Raw genomic sequence first — 18,570 nt, forward strand, 5'->3', positions numbered from 1 at the left:
ACAGGAGGCTTCCATGACGGAGGAGAGAACGACGCCGCTGCGCGAGCGGATGATCGAGGACATGCGCATCCGCGGCATGGGCGACAAGGCGCAGAAGGCTCATATCCGGGCGATCAAGGATTTCGCCGCGTTCCTCGGGCACGCCCCCGACACGGCGACCCCCGAGGAGCTTCGGGCCTACCAGCTTCACATGACCGACACCGGCGTTTCGGCGTCGACGTTCAACGTGCGGATTTCGTCGTTGCGGTTCTTTTTCGGCATCACTTGTGGCCGCGAAGAGATGAAGCGGTACATGCAGTTCCGAAGCAAACCCCGGAAGTTGCCGATCGTCCTCAGCGTCGAAGAGGTGGGTGACCTCATGGCCGCGGTGCCCGGGCCGGGGCTGAAGTATCGCGCGGCCCTGGGCATCCCCGACCACCCCCGGCGTGCCCAATGCCATGATCGGGCATAGAAAACCCGACCACATGCGCCGACCGCGCCCGAACATCATCGTTGCTGGCGATCAGACAACCTCTGGCGACCGTCACTTCCGGCCCGACCGCCGGCCAAGCACCACCGTCGCCCCAGACCTCAGCATGCTTTCCCCATAGACAGCGCCCAGCCCACCGCGGCTTCCTCCTTCCGAGGTTTGTCAACGCGGGCCGAGCCGCGCAGGCGCCCAGACGTCACGCAGCGGCCCGCATCGAAAAACCTTCAGGAAAGCGGACCTTCGTTGCGGAGCCCGCTAAGGTCCGCTAATGCTTGTAAATGTTTGGCGGCATTCAGATCGACGCACTGCGACTTGATTTGATCGACGATGAGCGCGACTGCCAAACAGGCTTAGGGGTGGCCGTATGGCGTATGGACAGGACCTGCAAGGCTCGGCGCGGCGCCATTTCAGGGCAGCGACGGAATTGCATGCAATCGCTTCTGCTGGGGCGCAACCGGGATGCCGGGCCGTCGCGGGCTATCTCTTTGGCTTGGCAGGCGAACTTGCGGTCAAGGCCCTGATGCGGGATAGCGGCATGGCAGAGTTGCCGCGAGATAAGCGTCGGGACGATCCCTACTACGCTCATTTCCCTGAGCTGGCGACGCAGTTGCGCGACACGGTTCATGGGCGACGCTCAGGTGAACTGACTGCAATTGCCAAATCGAATCATTTTCAAAACTGGTCTACCGATATGCGCTATGCTTCGACAGCAGAGGTGCAGGCCAACTGGATCGATGCTTGGAGGGCAAGCGCAGACACTCTCATACAGAAAATGGAGCTATAGTGATGGCTGGACCCCGTTTTGACGATTCCCTCGCTGTCCTCGTCGCCACGCTTGCTAACCTCATCGATGACGAATTTGTCGAAGCCGGAACCGCACTTCGCGATGCCTCTGGGCAACTGACTTTCATTGCAGGGCGTGAAGCCGCAAATGATGCGGAGCGCGAAAAACTTGGGTCCGCGCTGATCGAGGCACTGGGAAGCTATGCCAGAATTGATCGACCGATCAGCTTTCGCGGCGATGGCGGAAGTGAGCGTTTGCTGGCGGCGCCCGAACGGCTTCCGATCAAAGTCGGCAATCTCTTTTGCCAGGTCATCGATCGGCGAATTGTGGGCGCAGGGTGGCTGGACGAACCGGAGCCGATGGCTGCTAATCCTCCACGGGTTGTTTTCGCAACCCTTAAAGGCGGCGTGGGCCGCTCAACGGCACTGGCGATTGCCGCAGCTGACTTAGCACGCCGCAACCGGAATGTGCTTGTGGTCGATCTTGACCTAGAAGCGCCGGGGCTAGGCGATCTCTTGCTGGAGTCGGACCGCCTGCCGGACTTCGGCGCGATTGATTATCTCGTCGAGAATGGCCTCGGTGGCGTTAAGACCCAAGACCTATTTCGGTTCATTGGCACAAGCGGGTTGACGCAAGGCGGTGGCGGGCGCGTTGATGTCCTTCCCGTGCTTGGCCGAAAATCCAACGATCAGCCGGAAAATATCCTGCCGAAGCTTTCTCGGGCTATGATCGAAGATGTAGTAAATGGCCGATCTATTTCGGTTTCCACTCAGATCTCGGAGATGCTCTCCCGCATTACAGAGCGCGAGCAATATGACGTTGTCTTCATCGATAGTCGTGCGGGCCTTTCCGAGTTGGCCGCGCCTGCGGTGTTGGGACTGGGAGCAACAGTACTCTTGTTTGGAACAGCACAGAAGCAGACGATCGAAGGGTATCGCGCCCTATTCGCATCGCTCCAGCTACTTGCACAGCGCGACACTGCCGCTGGCCGCGGCGCGGATTGGCGCATGAGGCTCAAGCCAGTCTACGCCAAGGCGAGTCTTAACGCGGGCGTGTCAACGCGTTTTGTCGATGACATGTACGAACTGTATTCGGCTCATATCTACGATGCTGAAACCGACAGTGCTCAAGAGCCCGAATTGCTGCGCTTTACGCGCTCGGACGAGTCTGCTCCGCACTGGCCGCTCATTGTGCCGTTCAGTCCAAACTTCGTAGATTTCGATCCAGGCCGCGATGCCGATCAACTCACCCAGAAATTTTACGAACAGACTTATCGTGAGTTTCTGTCCGGTCTCGACGCGGTGATAAATTCTTCTGCGTCTACCAGTGAGACGAACGCGTGAACAGTAGCCAGCCAGATTTCGCAGCTCTACGTGACGCGATCGCCGCGTTCGACCCCTCCCCGCGGGTCGAACCCAATGCAACGATCTCGGTCGAGGAGGCCTTCCTGCCCGCAGGCCATCGCGGGGTTCTCGATCTTCGCCGCCAGTTGGTCGTTGGCAATCGGGGTATGGGCAAAAGCTTCTGGACTCATGCCCTGCTCAGCACGGACCTGCGCGACCGCCTAGCTATTGTCTACAAGCATCCTCAGCTCGCGAACGCCTATGTAGTCGTCGGCTTTAACGGCTCGGACAGAGAAAGCCCGCCCGCACCGACGGTCGACGAGATTACGTCGATCTACGCTGCAGGCCACGACCCAGACAAGATCTGGCGGGCGGTTATGATCCGGATGGCGTGGTCGGTTCTTCCGGGCAAGCACAATGGAACGCTGGACAGCATCATCGCATCCCTCAATGCTGATCCCAATCTCTATTCGAGAGCCCTGTCGCAGGCTGATGACGAGTTGGTTCGCGCCGGAAAAACACTTCTGGTCGTTTTCGACGCGCTTGATCGCATGGGGCGAGAGTGGGCAAGCATCCAAAACTTGACTCGCGCACTTCTGGCGTTGGCAGTCGGGCTGCAATCCTTTCGGGCGATCCGCGCGAAGATTTTCATGCGGGTTGACCAGTTTGCCGATCAGGAGCTGTTTCGTTTTCCGGACGGCTCAAAGATCAAGAACGATCATGTAGATCTTTTCTGGCGACCGGCAGAGCTATACGGCCTGCTGTTGTTCGAGCTTCTCCGCAATCCAAATGCCCGTGATCCGCTTCTTGCACTTGCGGAACGAGAGGGCGCAACTGAAGCTCTCCCGAAGACTGGCGAGAGTTGGATATCCGAAGATGCACAAGCCCGCATTATTAATGGGCTTGCAGGGGAGTTCATGGGGAGCAGCAAGAAGCGCGGTCGCGTCTATACATGGCTACCGCTTCACTTAAGCGATGCGGCGCAGACCTGTTCTCCACGCAGCTTCCTCACCGCCTGGAAAAAGGCGGCTGAACATAATCCAGCTCCTACAGGGCGGGCGGTCGATCATCTCGGTCTACAAGAAGGTGTCCGCCAGGCATCAAGGAGTCGGCTCGAAGAGCTCTATGAAGACTATCCATGGATCAGGCCTGCGCTCGAAGCGCTTCGCCGTCAGTTTGTTCCGATGGAGCGCGAGCAGTTGTTTGAATTGTGGGCCTCTGAGCATGTCGTCGTTAGAATCCGGCAAGATGCAGCGGAGGGGCTCCGCACGCCAGTTAAGTTTCTTGCAGGGGATGAGCCTTCTGCGTTGCTCTCGTCGATGCGCGATGTCGCGGTCATGGAAGAGCGAGCCAACGGCAAGATCAACGTCCCCGACATCTACCGCGTCGAGGCTGCAATCCTTCGTAAGGGCGGTGTGGCAGTGCCTAAACGTTGGGTTTAAGGAAAACTCGCAGGGTCAGGTAGGGGTGACGTTTGACGATAGTGGTCAATTACAACCGTGCGCTCAATGTCGGCTGCCTTGCTGAATACTCTTCTCAAGAGTGCGTTTGCTTGCAGGTAGTCGATGACTTCCGTTGAACGACTGATTTGGCACAGAGCGGACGTTGGCTACGATGCGGCTGACCGGCGGCTCAGGGCCGAACACGTCGCCCCCCTCCTCTGGTTCCTCCCCGGCCCTGAACGTATGCGGGGGGGCGCAGCGCGGCGGTTCGCTAGCGTGAGGCATGTTCACCGGGGAAGCCAGGCGGAAGCCACCTTGCGCCCTGACGCCGGAATTTCTGATTCAGATCAGCGACTTGCGTAATCACGATCTGGCCGGGGTGGATTCCCGGCGGGAAGCCAGGGAAGCCACCTTCGGGGAAGCCACGCGGCCGGAAGCCACCACGGAAAGCCAGTTCGTTAGAAGCTGTTGAATCCGCTTCACTTTTCCGGTTGACAGACCTGCCCCCATTGACCTACCCCTTGATCATCGAAGAATAGCGCCCGGAGGAACCCCCTCGCGGGCGCTTCTCGTTTTCAGCCCCCATCGCGAGCCCCGCCCAATGGACCTCGTCTTCGCGCCGAGCCAGATCGAAACCTGGCCGATTGCCCGGCTGCGCCCCTACGCCCGCAATGCCAAGATGCATGGCGACGACCAGGTGGCCAAGATCGCCGCCAGCATGGCCAAGTTCGGCTGGACCGTCCCCTGCATGGTCGCCGACGATGGCGAACTGATCGCGGGCCATGGCCGGGTGCTGGCCGCGACCATGCTCGGGCTGACCGAGGTGCCGGTGATCCGGCTGAGCCACCTGGACGAGGCCGAGCGCCGGGCCTACCGGATCGCCGACAACAAGCTGACGGAACTCGGCGACTGGGACGAGGTGCTCCTGCGCGACGAGATCGCGGGGCTGCTCGCCGAGGAGTTCGACCTGTCGCTCCTCGGCATCGGCGACGAGGAACTGGATGCGCTATTGCGTGATCCCGAGGCGCCGGGCGGCGACGGCCCGGTGGAGGGCGAGGACGATGTTCCGGAGCTTCCGGTCACGCCGGTGTCGGTGCCGGGCGACCTCTGGCAGCTGGGCGCGCATCGGCTGATCTGCGGCGACAGCACTGCGGCCGATGTGGTCGGGCGGCTGCTCGGCGATGTGCGCCCCCTGCTGATGGTCACCGACCCGCCCTATGGCGTGGAGTATGACCCCTCCTGGCGCAACGCCGCGGGTGCGGCCAAGACCAAACGCACCGGCAAGGTGCTGAACGACGACCGGGCCGACTGGCGCGAAGCATGGGCGCTGTTTCCGGGCGATGTCGCCTATGTCTGGCATGGCGCGCTTCACGCGGCGACCGTGGCCGACAGCCTGGTGGCCGCGGGCTTCGCCATCCGGTCGCAGATCATCTGGGCCAAGGACCGGCTGGTCCTCAGTCGCGGCGATTACCACTGGCAGCACGAACCCTGCTGGTATGCCGTCCGCGCTAAGGGCAAGGGTCACTGGGCCGGAGACCGCAAGCAGACCACCCTCTGGCAGATCTCCAACCGGGATCAGGATGCCGACACCGTGCACGGCACCCAGAAGCCGGTCGAGTGCATGCGCCGCCCGATCCTGAACAATTCCAGCGCCGGCCAGGCAGTCTACGAGCCCTTCATGGGTTCCGGCACCACGCTGATCGCGGCCGAGACCACAGGGCGGGTCTGTTGCGGGGTCGAGTTGAACCCGGCCTATGTCGATGTGGCCATCGAACGGTGGCAGTCGTTTACGGGTCAGGAGGCGGTACTGACGGAAACCGGCGAGACCTTCACCGCCCTGAAGGCCAAACGGCTCGCCGCATGAACGCGCCCCTCCTGCCCGGCCGGATCGAGCATTGGCCGCTGGCCCGCCTCCGGCCCTACGCCCGTAACGCCAAGACCCACGACGCCGATCAGGTCGCGAAGATCGCTGCCAGCATGGCCGAGTTCGGCTGGACCGTGCCGGTGCTGGTCGCAGCCGATGGCGAGCTGATCGCGGGCCACGGCCGCATCCTGGCCGCGGCCCAGCTTGGGATTGCCGAGGCGCCGGTCATCATATTGGGCCATCTGACCGAGGCGCAGCGCCGCGCGTATCGGATCGCCGACAACAAGCTGACCGAACTGGGCGGATGGGACGAGGCGCTGCTGCTCGAAGAACTGCGGGGGCTGATGGCCGAGGACTTCGACCTCGGGCTGATCGGGGTCCCCGAAGATGAACTGGACGCCCTGCTGACCGATGCCGACGACCGCGCGCCCATCGACGGCGACACCGCCGACACCATCCCCGAGGCCCCGGCCGAGCCGATCACCCGGCCCGGCGACATCTGGGCGCTGGGCGATCACCGCCTGATCTGCGGCGATGCCACCGACCCGGACGTGGTGGCGCGACTGATGGATGGCGCGCAGGCGGCGCTGATGTTCACCTCCCCGCCCTATGCCCAGCAGCGCGACTATGGCGCGGCGAAGGAAAAGGTTGGTGATTGGGATGCGCTGATGCACGGCGTCTTCGCCGCGGCGCCGGTCGGCACCGATGCCCAGCTGCTGGTGAACCTCGGCCTCGTCCATCGCGATGGCGAATGGATCCCGTACTGGGAAGACTGGGTCGACTGGATGCGCGCGCAGGGCTGGCGGCGGTTCGGCTGGTATGTCTGGGACCAGGGGCCCGGCCTGCCCGGCGACTGGAACGGGCGGCTGGCGCCGTCGCACGAGTTCATCTTCCACTTCAACCGGCAGCCCCGCAAACCGAACAAGACGGTCGAGAGCAAGCACGCGGGCGAGACCCTCGGCGGCGGTGGTCTGCGCGGCGCCGACGGCACAGTCCACGCCAAGACCGGCACCGGCCGCGCGATCCAGAGCCACCGCATCCCCGACTCTGTGTTCCGCATCATGCGCCACAAGGGCGGGCTGGGCGCCGCCGGATCGCACCCGGCCGTGTTCCCCGTGGCGCTGGTCGAGGCGGTGCTGGAGGCCTTCACCGATCCGGGCGACCTGGTGTTCGAACCCTTCTGCGGCTCCGGCACCCAGCTGATCGCGGCCGAGCGCACCGGGCGGCGCTGCTGCGCGGTGGAGCTGGACCCGGTCTACTGCGACGTGGCCGTTCGGCGGTGGGAAATGGCGACGGGGCGGACGGCCAATAGGGTGGCAGGTCAGGATGGGGTCGACTCCCAACCGCGCCGAAGGCAGAAATCGTCATGACCCAGTCCCGCGCCATGTCCCTGGTCGAGGCCGCGGCCAACGTGATCGTCGGCTATGCACTCGCCGTCGGAATGCAGATCGTGGTGTTTCCGGTCTTCGGCATTCACATCGCCCTGGGCGATCAGCTGGCCATCGGCCTGGCATTCACCGGCGTATCGCTCATGCGCGGTTATGTGTTGCGCAGACTGTTCGAACGCTGGCGGCAGGTCTGACCGGATCGCTGGCGCGCCGGGCCTGCGGCTGGTAGCCTTTGCCCATGTCCGAAGGCTGGCAGCACATCGAAATCAACGATCACGGGACCATCGTGGTCCTGCGTCCGATCTCGGACGAGGGACGGGCGTGGTTCGAGGACAATGTCGGCGAGCCGGAATCGGGCGGGACCTACACCTGTGAGCCGCGGATGGCGCAGGACATCCTGCAAGCGGCGGCCCGCGATCTGCTGTCGTGGCAATGAAGGACCGCCGCCCGGGCGAGGCGGCGGCGCTGTGTTGCAGGCATCGAAGGCTCAGACGGGCAGTTTGTAGACCGTCCCCCTGCCCTCGACCTTCTCCGCGGTGATGGGCAGGCCCAGCTTCTTCTTGAGCGCCCCGAAAATGGCCCCCCCCCTCGCGGTGTGGGCTTGCCAAGACGTCGCCGCGACGATCTCGGCGATGGACGCGCCCTCGGGGCGCTGGAGCATGGCGATGATCTGCGCCTGCTTGGTGCCTGCGCGGATGGCAACGCGTTTCGCGGTGTCGTCGTCGGCGGGCGTTTGATCTGGTTCCGGTTTCGGTTTCGCCTTCCGAGCGCTGACGACGGCGCTGGCCACCACCGGCTCGATCCCGATGGCCTCCAGCCCGGCCTCGGTCGCGATCAGCGTGGTGCCGTGGCCGTCGCCGGTCTCGCGCCACATCGGCTCGCCGCGCCGCAGGTTGGCTTCGACCTCCTCGAGCCAGCCACGGGCGATCATCTTGCCGACGACCATCTTGGCGGCGGCGCCGACCAGCCCATCGGGCAGCGGCAGGGCGAGGTTGCCGGGCCGGGTCGCGGCGCGGGACAGGATCAGGGACTGGGTGTCGGACGGGGTGGTCATCGGGGCCTCCGTGGCTTTGGGCGCGCGCTGTGCGCACCTTCTACGGGGGCAAGCCCCGCCGTCCGAACGGGGCGGCCGTCGCGCGGGAGGGCGCGTTACTCGGCGTGCTCGCCTTCCTTGAAGGCGCTGTCGGTGATCCGGCGCAGAAGGCCCGCGTAGTGCTGCAGCGTGCCGACATGGCCCCAGTGGATCTCGTCGGGGTCGGTCTCGAAATGGTCATCGCTGAGGGCCTTCAGGCGCTCCAGCATGGTGTCGATCTCGGCCTTGGCGACGATGAAGGCGTCGAGGGCCTTGGAATTGTCAGTGGCGCGGCGGGTGGTCATGGCGGTGGCATCCTTCGCTGAGTTGCATCGTTCCGGTGCCAACACCATCGCTCTGCCGGGCCGATGATCGTAGGCAAATCGGAGCAATATCAGGGCTTTCTGATCGCGCCGGTCAGATCAGCCGCATCTCGGCCAGCGCGCGGCTGGCGGCACCCAGCTGGGCGGTGGGCAGTTCGATCTTCAGGTGCGACAGGACGTCGGACGCCTCGGCCGGGATCCCGCTCTCGCGCAGCGCCTGCTCTATGACCTCGGCGATGGCGGCGGGGCGGCTCAGATCGAAGCCCTCGGGAAGGGCGGAATAGTCGATGCGGATGGTGGTCGTGGTCATGGTGAAGCCCTCCTGCGGTCGGCGCAATGCGGCCGGTTGATGGGGAACAGAATCGCTCCGGAGGGGCCGTCAATCAACCGGAATGATCGCTCTTTCCTGTTTATTTTCAATAATTTGCCAGGCTTCACAGCACCATGAAGGGCATGAGCGAACGCGAATACGCGGCCCATTCCGGCCTGTCCCGCGGCGGGGTCCAGAAGGCGCGCAAGAACGGGCGGCTGGTGATCTACGACGACGGGTCGATCAACGCCGCGGCCTCGGACGTGCGGCGGGCCGAGATGACGGATCCCGACCAGCAGCGCCGTAGCCTTGGCGGCGACGGGTTGACCAGCGGTGCGGGCGAGACCTCGTCCTACATCAAGGCGCGGACGCTGCTGACGGTCTATGCCGCGCAGGACAAGCAGATCGCGGTCCAGAAGAAGAAGGGCACGCTGGTCGACCGTGCGCGGGCCGAAACGCTGGTGTTTCGCCTGGCGCGCGAGGAACGGGATGTCTGGGTGACCTGGCCCGGGCGGGTGGCCGCAACGATGGCCGCACAGGTCATGGCGGAGGTGGAACGGCAATCCGGGGCATCGGTGACGATCGAGACCGCGCTCATGCAGAGGGTGCTGGAAACCCATGTCCGCGAACAGCTCGACGCCCTCGCCGACCTCCGGGTTTCCCTCGGGTGACGATGATCGGATCGAGAACGACCTGACGGCCGGCCTCGACCTCGGCTTCGACGGGGCGGAGGACCTGCTTCGGGCCTGGCGGCAGGGGATGCGGCCCGACCCGAACCTGACGGTGTCGGAATGGGCGGATCAACACCGCTGGCTCAGCTCGCGCGCCTCGGCCGAGCCGGGCCGGTACCGGACGGCGCGCACCCCTTACCTGCGTGGCATCATGGATGCGCTCTCGCCCGGCCACCCGGCGCAGCGCATCGCGTTCATGAAGGCCGCGCAGGTCGGCGCGACCGAAGCGGGCAACAACTGGATCGGCTTCGTGATCCACCATGCCCCGGGCCCGATGCTGGCGGTGCTGCCCACGGTCGAGATGGCGAAGCGGTCGTCGCGCGGCCGGATCGACCCGCTGATCGCCGACAGCCCGGCGCTGCGCGAGAAGGTCAGCCCGGCGCGGTCCCGCGATTCCGGGAATTCGATGCTGTCGAAGGAATTCCCTGGCGGCATCCTCGTGCTGACCGGCGCGAACTCGGCCACCGGCCTGCGCTCGATGCCCGCGCGCTACGTCTTTCTCGACGAGGTTGACGCCTATCCGGCCTCGGCCGACGAGGAAGGCGATCCGGTCACGCTCGCCGAGGCGCGGACCACCACCTTCGCCCACCGGCGCAAGGTGTTCATGGTCTCGACCCCGACGATCCGGGGGCTGAGCCGGATCGAGCGGGAATTCGAGGCGTCCGACCAGCGGCGCTATTTCGTGCCCTGTCCGCATTGCGGGGCGATGCAATGGCTGCAGTTCGAGCGGCTGCACTGGGCGAAGGGAAAGCCCGAGACCGCGGCCTATCACTGCGAAGGCTGCGAGCGCCCCATCGCCGAGCACCACAAGACCGAGATGCTGGCGCGCGGCGAATGGCGGGCGACGGCCGCCGCGACCGACCCGAAGGCCATCGGCTTTCACCTGTCCGCGCTCTATTCGCCCCTGGGCTGGAAGAGCTGGCCCGACATCGCGCGGGACTGGCTGGCGGCACAAGGGTCCGAGGAGATGCTGCGCGCCGCGCGCAACACGCTTCTCGGCGAGACATGGGTCGAAAGCGGCGATGCGCCGGAATGGCAGCGGCTGGCGGACCGGCGGGAAGCCTGGAAACCGGGCACGGTGCCTGCGGCCGGCCTGTTCCTGACCGCGGGCGCGGACGTCCAGAAAGACCGGATCGAGGTCGATGTCTGGGCCTGGGGCCGGGGGCTGGAAAGCTGGCTGGTCGATCACATTGTCATTCCGGGCGGGCCCGACGATCCGGCCGCCTGGGACAGGCTGACGGCCCTGCTCGGCCGATCGTGGCAGCATGCCAACGGCGCCTTCATGACCGTGGCGCGGCTTGGCATCGACACCGGCTACGAGGCCGCGGCGGTCTACGCCTGGTCGCGCAAGGTCGGGTTCGACCAGGTCGCGCCCCTCAAGGGGCTCGAGGGGTTCAACCGGGCGGCGCCGGTCTCGGGTCCGACCTTTGTGGATGCGACCATCGGCGGAAAACGCCTGCGCCGCGGCGCGCGGCTCTGGTCGGTGGCCACGGCGACGTTCAAGACCGAGACCTACCGCTTCCTGCGGATCGAACGGCCGTCGGACGAGGACCGGGCGCTGGGCGCACAGGATGCGCCGGGGACCGTTCACATCCCCGGCTGGGCCGACACCGAATGGCTGAAGCAACTGGTGGCGGAACAGCTGGTCACGATCCGCGACCGGCGGGGCTACGCCCACCAGGAATGGCAGAAGATGCGCGAGCGGAACGAGGCGCTGGACTGCCGGGTCTATGCCCGTGCCGCGGCGTGGATCCTTGGCGCCGACCGCTGGGACGAGGCCACCTGGCGGCGGTTGGAAGCACAGGCGGGCGTGGAAACGCGCATGCCTGCAGCCATCCCGACTGACACCACACCACCAGATCCGGCCCAGCCCAAGGCCGGAACCCTGACCACGCCGCGCCGGAAACGGCGGGCCTACACCCCGAACTTCATGAGGGACTGATGGACATTGACCGCATGCAGGCCCTGCTGACGGCGCTGCAGGAGGCCCGCTTCGCCGGGCTGCGCAGCGTCAGCTACGACGGCAAGACCGTGACCTATGGCTCGGACGCGGAACTGGCGGCGGCCATCCGCGATCTGGAGGGCCGGATTGCCACCGCCTCAGCCATGCCCCGCCGCCGCCGCTGGGGCACCGTCGCGACGAAGGGTCTGTGACCATGGTGCTTGACGCCTTCCGCGCGCGGCTCGGGTCCATCATCGGCGGCTTCGATGCGGCGCAGTCCCAGCGCCGCATGCGCGGGTTCCGCGCCACCCGGGCGCATGTGAACACGCTGATCGCCGCTTCCGGCGAGACCATCACGGCTCGGGCCCGCTGGCTGGTGCGCAACAACGGCTATGCCGCGAACGCCGTCGATGCCTTCGCGAACCATGTCGTCGGCGACGGGATCAAGCCCTCGTCCAGGATCGCCGATGCCGCGAAGAAGGAGGAGCTGCAGAAGCTCTGGCTTGCCTGGACCGACGAGGCCGATGCCGAGGGCCTGACCGACTTCTTCGGCCTGCAGCGCCGGGCGGCGCGGGAAGTGTTTCTCGCGGGCGAGGTGTTCCTGCGCATCCGCACACGGCGCCCCGAAGACGGGCTGACCGTGCCGATGCAGTTGCAGATGCTCCCTTCGGAGATGCTGCCCCAGGACCTGACCCGCGTCCTGCCCGGCGCGGGGTCGATCCGGCAGGGCATCGAGTTCGACGGTATTGGACGGCGCGTCGCCTACCACTTTCTGCGCCGCCATCCGGGCGATCTGACCGATCCGGGGCTTGCGGGCGAAACCGTCCGCGTGCCCGCGTCCGAGGTGATCCACATCCTGGACCCCGTCGAGGCGGGCCAGCTGCGCGGCGTGTCGCGCTTTGCCGCGGCCGTGGTGAAGCTCTTCACCCTCGACCTCTACGACGATGCGGAACTGGAGCGGAAGAAGACCGCGGCGATGTTCGCGATGTTCATCACCTCCCCCGCCCCGGAAACCGCCCTCGATCCCGCCGAAGACGATCTGGAGGTGGAACCGGGCCAGGTGGTCCGCCTCGATCCCGGCGAGGATGTCACCACGCCATCCACCCCGGACTCCGGGTCCACATATGAACCCTTCCAGTACCGCACGCTGCTGCAGATCGGCGCGGCGCTGGGCGTGCCCTATGGCTATCTGACCGGCGACACGGCGAAGGGCAACTTCTCGAACACCCGGATTGCCCTCGTCGACTTCCGCCGCCGCATCTCGGCCTTCCAGCATTCGGTGATGGTCTATCAGCTCTGCCGCGCGGTCTGGACGCGCTGGATGGACATGGCGGTGCTGGCGGGCGCCATCGATCTGCCGGGCTATGCGACGGAGCGGCGGCAATACCTCGCCTGCGACTGGCTGCCCACGAAATGGGACTGGATCGACCCCGCCAAGGATGCCTCGGCCGAGATCCTGCAGATCGAGGCGGGCCTGAAATCCCGCACGCAGGCCATCGCCGAACGCGGCTACGACGCCGAGCAGGTCGACCGGGAAATCGCCGCCGAACGCAAGCGCGAGGCGGAACTAGGGCTGGACTTCCGGCGGCCGGGATCGCCCGCGCAGGCGGCGGGGGGCGGCGCTGGGCCGGGCGATGCCGAGGGCCAGCGGCAGGATCAGCAGGACAGCGGCAATCAGGACGACGACGGCGAGGACCGGGAACTCCGGCCGGAGGACCAGGATTGACCCTTCCCCACCGGTCAGTCCTCGAGCAGCTCCACGCCGGGAAGCCGGGCCGCCGTGCGATCGAAGGTCACGAGGCTCTGCGCGCCGGCCCGACGGCCAGCGGCTGCAATCATCAGATCGGCGAAGCCGAAACCCCGATCGCGATAGGCATGAAGCACCGCACCGACATCGTCGCTGGCCTCGACCTCAAGTTCGGCCGCGGCCAGCATTCCTTCCAGCGCCGACGCGATCTCGCCCCGGCTGTGGCGATAGGCGCGTTCCAGCACCCAGACGAGTTCGACCAGCACCTCGCGGGCGACAAATCCGGGGTGATCGACGGTCAGCCCGGCAAGGAAGCGACGGGCGATGGCGCCCTGATCCGGGTCATCCTGCGTCAGGAAGCGGACGAGGACATTGGTGTCGACGGCAATCACGCGTCGAGACCCTCGTCCGCCGCCCCCGCGGCTATCGCCTCTTCCATCGCCTCGAGGGTAACCGGCGTCGCGCCCGGCCGCCGCAAGAGCCCGGCAAGGTCGCTCACCGGCCGGGCCTTCAGGAGCCGCACTTCGCCATCGAGGATCACGTAGCGCACCCGGTCGCCGGGGTTGAGACCCAGCGCCGCCCGCACGTCGCGTGGCAGCGTGGTCTGTCCCTTGGACGTGACGGTCGATTCCCGCATGGCCGATTCCTTACGTTTCGCCTGAATGCCTTACCATAACTGAGGCAGGCCTTCGTCGCAATGAGCCCGGACCGCACTGACATGCCCATCCACCACACCCAGATCGCCCAGCGCGTCTTCAACACGCCTCTGATGGTCGACCCCGCCAAGGCGCTGGCCTTTCTGACGGGGCTGGGGCCCCGGATCGCAGGGCGGGAGATCAACGTCGAGGGGCTGGAGATCGCAGCCGAAACGCAGGATGCCGCCAGCCTGCCCGCCCGGGCCTCGCTCTTCGGTGACGACCTGACCAGCCGCCAGGCGCGCAACGACGGTCAGCCCGTCGCCGTCGTCGACGGGATTGCGGTGATCGAAATCGCGGGCACGCTGGTGCATCGCGGCGCCTGGATCGGGCAATCCTCCGGCCTGACCTCCTACGAGGGGATCGCCGCCCAGCTGCAGGCGGCCCTCGCTGACCCGGCGATCCGTGCCATCGCGCTCGACATCGACAGCTTCGGCGGCGAGGTCGCCGGGGCCTTCGATCTTGCCGACCGCATCCGGGCGGCGCGGCAGGTCAAACCCGTGCAGGCCTTGGTCGCCGATCACGCCTTGTCCGCGGCCTACGCGCTGGCCTCCCAGGCTGACCGCATCATCCTGCCCCGCACCGGGGCTGTCGGCAGCATCGGCGTCGTGGCCATGCACAGCGACATGAGCGGGGCGCTCGACCAGAAGGGGATCGCCGTCACGCTGATCCACGCAGGCGCCCGCAAGGTCGATGCGAACCCCTATCAGCCCCTGCCCGAGGCCGTTCGCGCCCGGATCGCGGGCGAGCTCGAGGATCTGCGTCAGCTCTTTGCCGAGACCGTCGCCGAGGGTCGAGGCCGCCGCCTCGACATGCTGCAGGCGCTGGGCACCGAGGCCGCCGTCTTCCGCGGAGAGGCGGCGGTGTTTGCCGGTCTCGCCGACGAGGTGGCCGACCCCGTCACCGCCTTCCGCGCTTTCGCCGCCGCACCCCGCGGCACATCCACCCCCAGAGGAAAGGGCCCAATGATGACCACCGCCCCCGAAGACCATGCGCAGCCTCCGGCCGCACCCGCCGCCAGCACCCCGCCGGAACCGGCCCCGCCCGCGGCGGTCGCACCGCCGCAGACGGACGCCGCGATGTCGCCCGAAGCGATCCGGGCCGAGGCGGCCGAGGTCGCGCAGGTCTGCGCGCAGGCCGCGCGCCTCGGCCTCCAGATCGATGCCGCCGATGCCGTCGCCAAGGGCGTGAAGCCCGAGGCCCTGCGCGCCAAGATCCTGGCCGATCTCGCCGCCCGCAGCGATGCCGCAGGCATCATCGCAGCCGTCCCGGCGGCGGGCTCGAAGGAAAGCCCCATCGTGGCGGCCGCGAAGAAGTCGGCCGCGGCCATGCGCTGATACTGGCGCACCCATCCCCCAGCATCCTGGAGACTGAACCATGCCCGTCCTGACGGAACCGCCCAGCATGGGCGACGTCCTCAAATACGAGGTCAACCCGAACTACACCCGCGAGGTGGTGACGCTGCTCGCGGGCATGCCCTATCCCGTCGGCGCCGTCCTCGGCCGCATCACCGCGAGCGGCAAATACAAGCTCGCGACCAGCGGCGGCACCGATGGCGCGCAGACCGCCACGGCGGTGCTGCTCCATGCCGTCGACGCCACGCTCGCGGACGCCACGGGCATCGTCGTCGCCCGCGGCCCTGCCATCGTCTCGCGCGCAGGCCTCGCCTACGACGCCACCGTCGACGATGCCGCCAAGATCACCACCAAGATCGGCCAGCTGGCCGCCGTCGGCATCATCGCTCGCGACGGCGTCTGACGCCTAGCAGCCAGCCGCGCCCCTCCCTTCATCCCCCGGAGCATCCCCATGACCCTCGTCCGCAATCCCTTCGACGCTGGCGGCTATTCGCTGGCCGAGATGACGCAGGCCATCAACATCCTGCCCAACCTCTACACCCGCCTCGCGCAGATCGGCCTCTTCCGCTTCGAAGGCGTCAGCCAGCGCTCGGTCATCATCGAACAGTACGAAGGCGTCCTCAGCCTTCTGCCCTCCGTCCCCCTCGGCGGCCCCGCCACGGTCGGCACCCGCGAGGGCCGCTCGATGCGGTCCTTCGCCCTGCCGTGGATCCCGCATGACGACGTGATCCTGCCCGCCGACATCCAGGGGCAACCCGGCCTCGGGGCGTTTGACGCGGCCGATCCCCTCGTCGAGGTGATGAACCGCAAGCTGCTGCTCATGCGCCGCAAGCATGCCCAGACCCGCGAATACATGGAGATGAATGCGCTCCGCGGCATCGTGAAGGACGGGGCCGGGACGACGCTCTACGACTACTTCACCGAATTCGGCCTCGCGCAGATCTCGGTCGACTTCGTGCTGGGCACCGCAGGCACCAACGTGCAGGGCAAGGTCCGCGAGGTGCTGCGCGCCATCGAGGACAACCTCCTCGGCGAGGCGATGACCTCGGTCCATGCGCTGGTCAGCCGCGAGTTCTTCGACAAGCTGATCGCGCATCCGAAGACCGAGGAAGCCTACAAGTTCTACGCCGCGACCGGCGCCCAGCCCCTGCGTGAAGATGTGCGGCGGAACTTCCCCTTCGGCGGCATCCTGTTCGAGGAATATTCGGGCACCGCCACCCTCTCGACCAAGGCCACCGAACGGCTGGTCCCGGCGAACGAGGGGATCGCCTTTCCCTTGGGCACGATGGACACCTTCACGACCTATGGCGGCCCGGCGAACCTGCTCGAGACCGCCAACACCATCGGCCTGCCGCTCTATGCCCGCCAGCACCTCGACGAGAAGGGGCGCTGGATCGACGTGATGACCGAGGCCTCGATCCTGCCGGTGAACAAGCGGCCGCGCCTCGCCGTCCGGATCCACAGCTCGAACTGACGGCCTTCCCATGTCCGTCTTCGCCGCCGCCATGGACCGCCTCTTCACCCATGCCTCCATGGCGGCCCCCGCCCTCTGGATCTCGGCCACGACGTCCGAGGAACGCCCGATCCGCATCATCCGTCGCGCGCCCGACCGCGTCACCGACTTCGGCGCGGGCCGGTTCGTCAGCGACACGACGGTGGTGGATGTCCGCGTGGCCGACCTGCCCTCCCCGCGCCCGGGCGACGTGATCGTCATCGGTGCGGACAGTCATGTGATCCAGGGGGAACCGCTGCGCGACCGGGAACGGCTGATCTGGACGCTGGACCTGAGGCCAGCATGAAACTGAAGCTCACCATCGATCCTGACATCGTCGCGATGATGCAGGCGGAAATCGCTGCCGGTGAAAAAGCCGTCACCACAGCCATGCGCGAGGCGGGCGCGGGCCTGAAATCCGCCTGGCGCGGCCAGATCACCGGCGCTGGGCTTGGCACCCGGCTTGCGAATTCGATCCGGCTCGCCACCTGGCCCAAGGGCGGCGAAAGCCTGAACGCCGCAGCGCTGGTCTGGTCGAACGCCCCGGTGATCGTCGGCGCGCATGACACAGGGCCGCTGATCAGGTCGCGCGACGGGTTCTGGCTGGCCATCCCGACCGCCGCCGCAGGCAAATCCACGCGCGGGGGCCGGATCACCCCCGGCGAATGGGAACGCCGCACGGGACTAGGGCTGCGGTTCGTCTACCGGCGCTGGGGTCCGAGCCTGCTGGTGGCGGAGGGGCGGCTGAACAGTAAGGGACGCGCTATGGCGTCCCGCGCCAAGACCGGCCGCGGGCTGACCACTGTGCCGATCTTCCTCCTCGTGCCGCAGGTCAAGCTGCGCAAGCGGCTCGATCTGGCGCGGGATGCCGAACGGGCCATTGACGGCGTGCCGGGGCGGATTGTGGCGGGGTGGGTCGAAGGCAAGTTCGGAGACGAACCGTCGACACATCAGCCGAATTGGCATGGATTGCCTCTGATCCGTCCGGAGGCGGCCAAGGCCAACCTGAAACTCCCGAAAGATGGCCGATAACACTGGCCACGGCCGGAATCCGGTCAGGGGATGGACCAAGACGAGGTGGGTGACAAATTCGGACAGGGACTTATGCCGGAACTGCCATGTTCGCTTGATGGCTGAAATATCCATCGCTAGCCTGACGACGGACCGGTATAGAAAGAGTCACTAAAGCGATGCGCAAGTTCATGCTTTCCCTGCCTGCGATGGCGCTTCTCGCGTTTCCTGTCAGCGCAGATCCTTCTCAAGAAGATGTCGATGCTGCCCGCTCAGAGTGCCGCGACGCGTTTCTGGCTCGGGATGCTGAAGCCTATATGGACGCGGCAGCAGTCATGATTGCTTGGGGCTCTTTGCAAAACCCTGAGTGGACGAGAGAAGTTGAACTGTGCCTCGCTCTTGCCGAGGCAATTGAAGGAGCGAACCTAGAAACGGCTCGCGAACGCGCCGCCGCTCAGGCCAACGAGGGGGACCGGACGTTCGCGACAGAGGCGCCTGCATCACCTGGGCGTTGTTGCATAAAGGTGGCTTGAGGCATGACTTCCCCTTGCCCCTTCCGGTTCAGGCCACGCGGACGATCTCGGCGGTGCCGAGGGCATTGA

General features: G+C 66.3%; 21 protein-coding genes and 2 pseudogenes. 18 read left to right on the plus strand and 5 right to left on the minus strand.

From position 1 onward, the window contains the following. Positions 1-13 precede the first annotated feature (13 nt). The 8 genes and pseudogenes from EV655_RS17315 to EV655_RS17350 form a co-directional block, all read left to right on the plus strand. Positions 14-409 (plus strand): annotated as a pseudogene (locus EV655_RS17315) (site-specific integrase); the annotation flags it as partial. A gap of 550 nt (positions 410-959) precedes the next feature. Next, positions 960-1,253 carry a hypothetical protein gene (locus EV655_RS17320; protein WP_165905392.1) on the plus strand — a complete coding sequence of 98 codons (294 nt, stop codon included), beginning with the start codon at positions 960-962 and terminating at the stop codon, positions 1,251-1,253. A gap of 2 nt (positions 1,254-1,255) precedes the next feature. Next, positions 1,256-2,596 (plus strand): KGGVGR-motif variant AAA ATPase, encoded by a 1,341-nt coding sequence (locus EV655_RS17325; protein ID WP_132546616.1) that lies wholly within the window; start codon positions 1,256-1,258, stop codon positions 2,594-2,596. Continuing rightward, positions 2,593-4,038: a hypothetical protein gene (locus tag EV655_RS17330; RefSeq protein WP_132546617.1), complete on the plus strand. Its 1,446-nt coding sequence runs from the start codon at positions 2,593-2,595 to the stop codon at positions 4,036-4,038. The genes EV655_RS17325 and EV655_RS17330 overlap by 4 nt, the downstream gene beginning before the upstream one ends. A gap of 601 nt (positions 4,039-4,639) precedes the next feature. Then, positions 4,640-5,902: a site-specific DNA-methyltransferase gene (locus tag EV655_RS17335; RefSeq protein ID WP_132546618.1), complete on the plus strand. Its 1,263-nt coding sequence runs from the start codon at positions 4,640-4,642 to the stop codon at positions 5,900-5,902. Then, positions 5,899-7,272 carry a site-specific DNA-methyltransferase gene (locus EV655_RS17340; RefSeq protein ID WP_132546619.1) on the plus strand — a complete coding sequence of 458 codons (1,374 nt, stop codon included), beginning with the start codon at positions 5,899-5,901 and terminating at the stop codon, positions 7,270-7,272. Before EV655_RS17335 ends, EV655_RS17340 begins: the two co-directional genes overlap by 4 nt. Beyond that, positions 7,269-7,484: a DUF7220 family protein gene (locus EV655_RS17345; RefSeq protein WP_132546620.1), complete on the plus strand. Its 216-nt coding sequence runs from the start codon at positions 7,269-7,271 to the stop codon at positions 7,482-7,484. The genes EV655_RS17340 and EV655_RS17345 overlap by 4 nt, the downstream gene beginning before the upstream one ends. Positions 7,485-7,528: 44 nt before the next feature. Further along, positions 7,529-7,726, plus strand: a complete 198-nt coding sequence (locus EV655_RS17350) for a hypothetical protein (protein ID WP_132546621.1) — start codon at positions 7,529-7,531, stop codon at positions 7,724-7,726. A gap of 51 nt (positions 7,727-7,777) precedes the next feature. On the opposite strand, the gene EV655_RS17355 is transcribed toward EV655_RS17350, so the two are convergent. The 3 genes from EV655_RS17355 to EV655_RS18940 all read right to left on the minus strand — a co-directional run bounded on the left by EV655_RS17355 (position 7,778) and on the right by EV655_RS18940 (position 8,995). Continuing rightward, positions 7,778-8,344: a DUF3489 domain-containing protein gene (locus EV655_RS17355; protein ID WP_132546622.1), complete on the minus strand. Its 567-nt coding sequence runs from the start codon at positions 8,342-8,344 to the stop codon at positions 7,778-7,780. A 95-nt stretch (positions 8,345-8,439) separates the two neighbouring features. After that, on the minus strand, positions 8,440-8,667 hold the full coding sequence (locus EV655_RS17360) for a hypothetical protein (protein ID WP_132546623.1): 228 nt from the start codon (positions 8,665-8,667) through the stop codon (positions 8,440-8,442). A gap of 112 nt (positions 8,668-8,779) precedes the next feature. Next, positions 8,780-8,995, minus strand: coding sequence for a hypothetical protein (locus tag EV655_RS18940; protein ID WP_243645130.1), 216 nt, complete (start codon positions 8,993-8,995; stop codon positions 8,780-8,782). Between the two features lie 134 nt (positions 8,996-9,129). On the opposite strand from EV655_RS18940, the gene EV655_RS17370 reads away from it, so the two are divergent. From EV655_RS17370 to EV655_RS17385, 4 genes are read left to right on the plus strand one after another with little or no spacing between them, the layout of a single operon-like run. After that, entirely contained in the window at positions 9,130-9,666 is a 537-nt protein-coding gene (locus tag EV655_RS17370) for a hypothetical protein (RefSeq protein WP_132546624.1), read from the plus strand. Beyond that, positions 9,614-11,668 carry a phage terminase large subunit family protein gene (locus EV655_RS17375; RefSeq protein ID WP_132546625.1) on the plus strand — a complete coding sequence of 685 codons (2,055 nt, stop codon included), beginning with the start codon at positions 9,614-9,616 and terminating at the stop codon, positions 11,666-11,668. Before EV655_RS17370 ends, EV655_RS17375 begins: the two co-directional genes overlap by 53 nt. Beyond that, positions 11,668-11,880 carry a phage head-tail joining protein gene (locus tag EV655_RS17380; RefSeq protein ID WP_132546626.1) on the plus strand — a complete coding sequence of 71 codons (213 nt, stop codon included), beginning with the start codon at positions 11,668-11,670 and terminating at the stop codon, positions 11,878-11,880. The genes EV655_RS17375 and EV655_RS17380 overlap by 1 nt, the downstream gene beginning before the upstream one ends. A gap of 2 nt (positions 11,881-11,882) precedes the next feature. Beyond that, positions 11,883-13,394 carry a phage portal protein gene (locus tag EV655_RS17385; protein ID WP_132546627.1) on the plus strand — a complete coding sequence of 504 codons (1,512 nt, stop codon included), beginning with the start codon at positions 11,883-11,885 and terminating at the stop codon, positions 13,392-13,394. A gap of 14 nt (positions 13,395-13,408) precedes the next feature. Here EV655_RS17385 and EV655_RS17390 read toward each other — a convergent pair whose 3' ends face one another. Then, positions 13,409-13,807, minus strand: coding sequence for a PIN domain-containing protein (locus EV655_RS17390; protein WP_132546628.1), 399 nt, complete (start codon positions 13,805-13,807; stop codon positions 13,409-13,411). Further along, positions 13,804-14,052 carry an AbrB/MazE/SpoVT family DNA-binding domain-containing protein gene (locus EV655_RS17395; RefSeq protein ID WP_132546629.1) on the minus strand — a complete coding sequence of 83 codons (249 nt, stop codon included), beginning with the start codon at positions 14,050-14,052 and terminating at the stop codon, positions 13,804-13,806. Before EV655_RS17395 ends, EV655_RS17390 begins: the two co-directional genes overlap by 4 nt. A 60-nt stretch (positions 14,053-14,112) precedes the next feature. Between EV655_RS17395 and EV655_RS17400 the strand changes: the two genes are divergently transcribed. The 6 genes and pseudogenes from EV655_RS17400 (at position 14,113) to EV655_RS17425 (ending at position 18,501) form a co-directional block, all read left to right on the plus strand. Next, on the plus strand, positions 14,113-15,447 hold the full coding sequence (locus EV655_RS17400) for a S49 family peptidase (protein ID WP_243645131.1): 1,335 nt from the start codon (positions 14,113-14,115) through the stop codon (positions 15,445-15,447). A 40-nt stretch (positions 15,448-15,487) separates the two neighbouring features. Continuing rightward, positions 15,488-15,868 (plus strand): head decoration protein, encoded by a 381-nt coding sequence (locus EV655_RS17405; RefSeq protein ID WP_132546630.1) that lies wholly within the window; start codon positions 15,488-15,490, stop codon positions 15,866-15,868. 48 nt (positions 15,869-15,916) lie between these two features. Further along, positions 15,917-16,939, plus strand: coding sequence for a major capsid protein (locus EV655_RS17410; RefSeq protein WP_132546631.1), 1,023 nt, complete (start codon positions 15,917-15,919; stop codon positions 16,937-16,939). Positions 16,940-16,949: 10 nt separating this feature from the next. Then, the gene (locus EV655_RS17415; RefSeq protein WP_132546632.1) at positions 16,950-17,264 is read left to right on the plus strand and encodes a head-tail joining protein; all 315 of its coding nucleotides are present in this window, start codon (positions 16,950-16,952) and stop codon (positions 17,262-17,264) included. Next, a pseudogene (locus EV655_RS17420) lies at positions 17,261-17,878 on the plus strand (DUF6441 family protein); the annotation flags it as partial. The gene EV655_RS17415 and the pseudogene EV655_RS17420, both read left to right, overlap by 4 nt. Before the next feature lie 269 nt (positions 17,879-18,147). Continuing rightward, positions 18,148-18,501: a hypothetical protein gene (locus EV655_RS17425; RefSeq protein ID WP_132546633.1), complete on the plus strand. Its 354-nt coding sequence runs from the start codon at positions 18,148-18,150 to the stop codon at positions 18,499-18,501. Positions 18,502-18,570 lie beyond the last annotated feature (69 nt).

The organism is Rhodovulum euryhalinum (genome assembly GCF_004342445.1).
Lineage (GTDB): Bacteria > Pseudomonadota > Alphaproteobacteria > Rhodobacterales > Rhodobacteraceae > Rhodovulum > Rhodovulum euryhalinum.

What these genes read in the sequence shown, in the direction of transcription:
- EV655_RS17335 (WP_132546618.1), top strand. Translation starts at nt 4,640, where the DNA reads ATGGACCTCGTCTTCGCGCCGAGCCAGATCGAAACCTGGCCGATTGCC.
- EV655_RS17360 (WP_132546623.1), bottom strand. Translation starts at nt 8,667, where the DNA reads ATGACCACCCGCCGCGCCACTGACAATTCCAAGGCCCTCGACGCCTTC.
- EV655_RS17400 (WP_243645131.1), top strand. Translation starts at nt 14,113, where the DNA reads ATGAGCCCGGACCGCACTGACATGCCCATCCACCACACCCAGATCGCC.
- EV655_RS17415 (WP_132546632.1), top strand. Translation starts at nt 16,950, where the DNA reads ATGTCCGTCTTCGCCGCCGCCATGGACCGCCTCTTCACCCATGCCTCC.
- EV655_RS17395 (WP_132546629.1), bottom strand. Translation starts at nt 14,052, where the DNA reads ATGCGGGAATCGACCGTCACGTCCAAGGGACAGACCACGCTGCCACGC.
- EV655_RS18940 (WP_243645130.1), bottom strand. Translation starts at nt 8,995, where the DNA reads ATGACCACGACCACCATCCGCATCGACTATTCCGCCCTTCCCGAGGGC.
- EV655_RS17385 (WP_132546627.1), top strand. Translation starts at nt 11,883, where the DNA reads ATGGTGCTTGACGCCTTCCGCGCGCGGCTCGGGTCCATCATCGGCGGC.
- EV655_RS17375 (WP_132546625.1), top strand. Translation starts at nt 9,614, where the DNA reads ATGTCCGCGAACAGCTCGACGCCCTCGCCGACCTCCGGGTTTCCCTCG.
- EV655_RS17380 (WP_132546626.1), top strand. Translation starts at nt 11,668, where the DNA reads ATGGACATTGACCGCATGCAGGCCCTGCTGACGGCGCTGCAGGAGGCC.
- EV655_RS17345 (WP_132546620.1), top strand. Translation starts at nt 7,269, where the DNA reads ATGACCCAGTCCCGCGCCATGTCCCTGGTCGAGGCCGCGGCCAACGTG.
- EV655_RS17350 (WP_132546621.1), top strand. Translation starts at nt 7,529, where the DNA reads ATGTCCGAAGGCTGGCAGCACATCGAAATCAACGATCACGGGACCATC.
- EV655_RS17340 (WP_132546619.1), top strand. Translation starts at nt 5,899, where the DNA reads ATGAACGCGCCCCTCCTGCCCGGCCGGATCGAGCATTGGCCGCTGGCC.
- EV655_RS17410 (WP_132546631.1), top strand. Translation starts at nt 15,917, where the DNA reads ATGACCCTCGTCCGCAATCCCTTCGACGCTGGCGGCTATTCGCTGGCC.
- EV655_RS17425 (WP_132546633.1), top strand. Translation starts at nt 18,148, where the DNA reads ATGCGCAAGTTCATGCTTTCCCTGCCTGCGATGGCGCTTCTCGCGTTT.
- EV655_RS17370 (WP_132546624.1), top strand. Translation starts at nt 9,130, where the DNA reads ATGAAGGGCATGAGCGAACGCGAATACGCGGCCCATTCCGGCCTGTCC.
- EV655_RS17405 (WP_132546630.1), top strand. Translation starts at nt 15,488, where the DNA reads ATGCCCGTCCTGACGGAACCGCCCAGCATGGGCGACGTCCTCAAATAC.
- EV655_RS17355 (WP_132546622.1), bottom strand. Translation starts at nt 8,344, where the DNA reads ATGACCACCCCGTCCGACACCCAGTCCCTGATCCTGTCCCGCGCCGCG.
- EV655_RS17325 (WP_132546616.1), top strand. Translation starts at nt 1,256, where the DNA reads ATGGCTGGACCCCGTTTTGACGATTCCCTCGCTGTCCTCGTCGCCACG.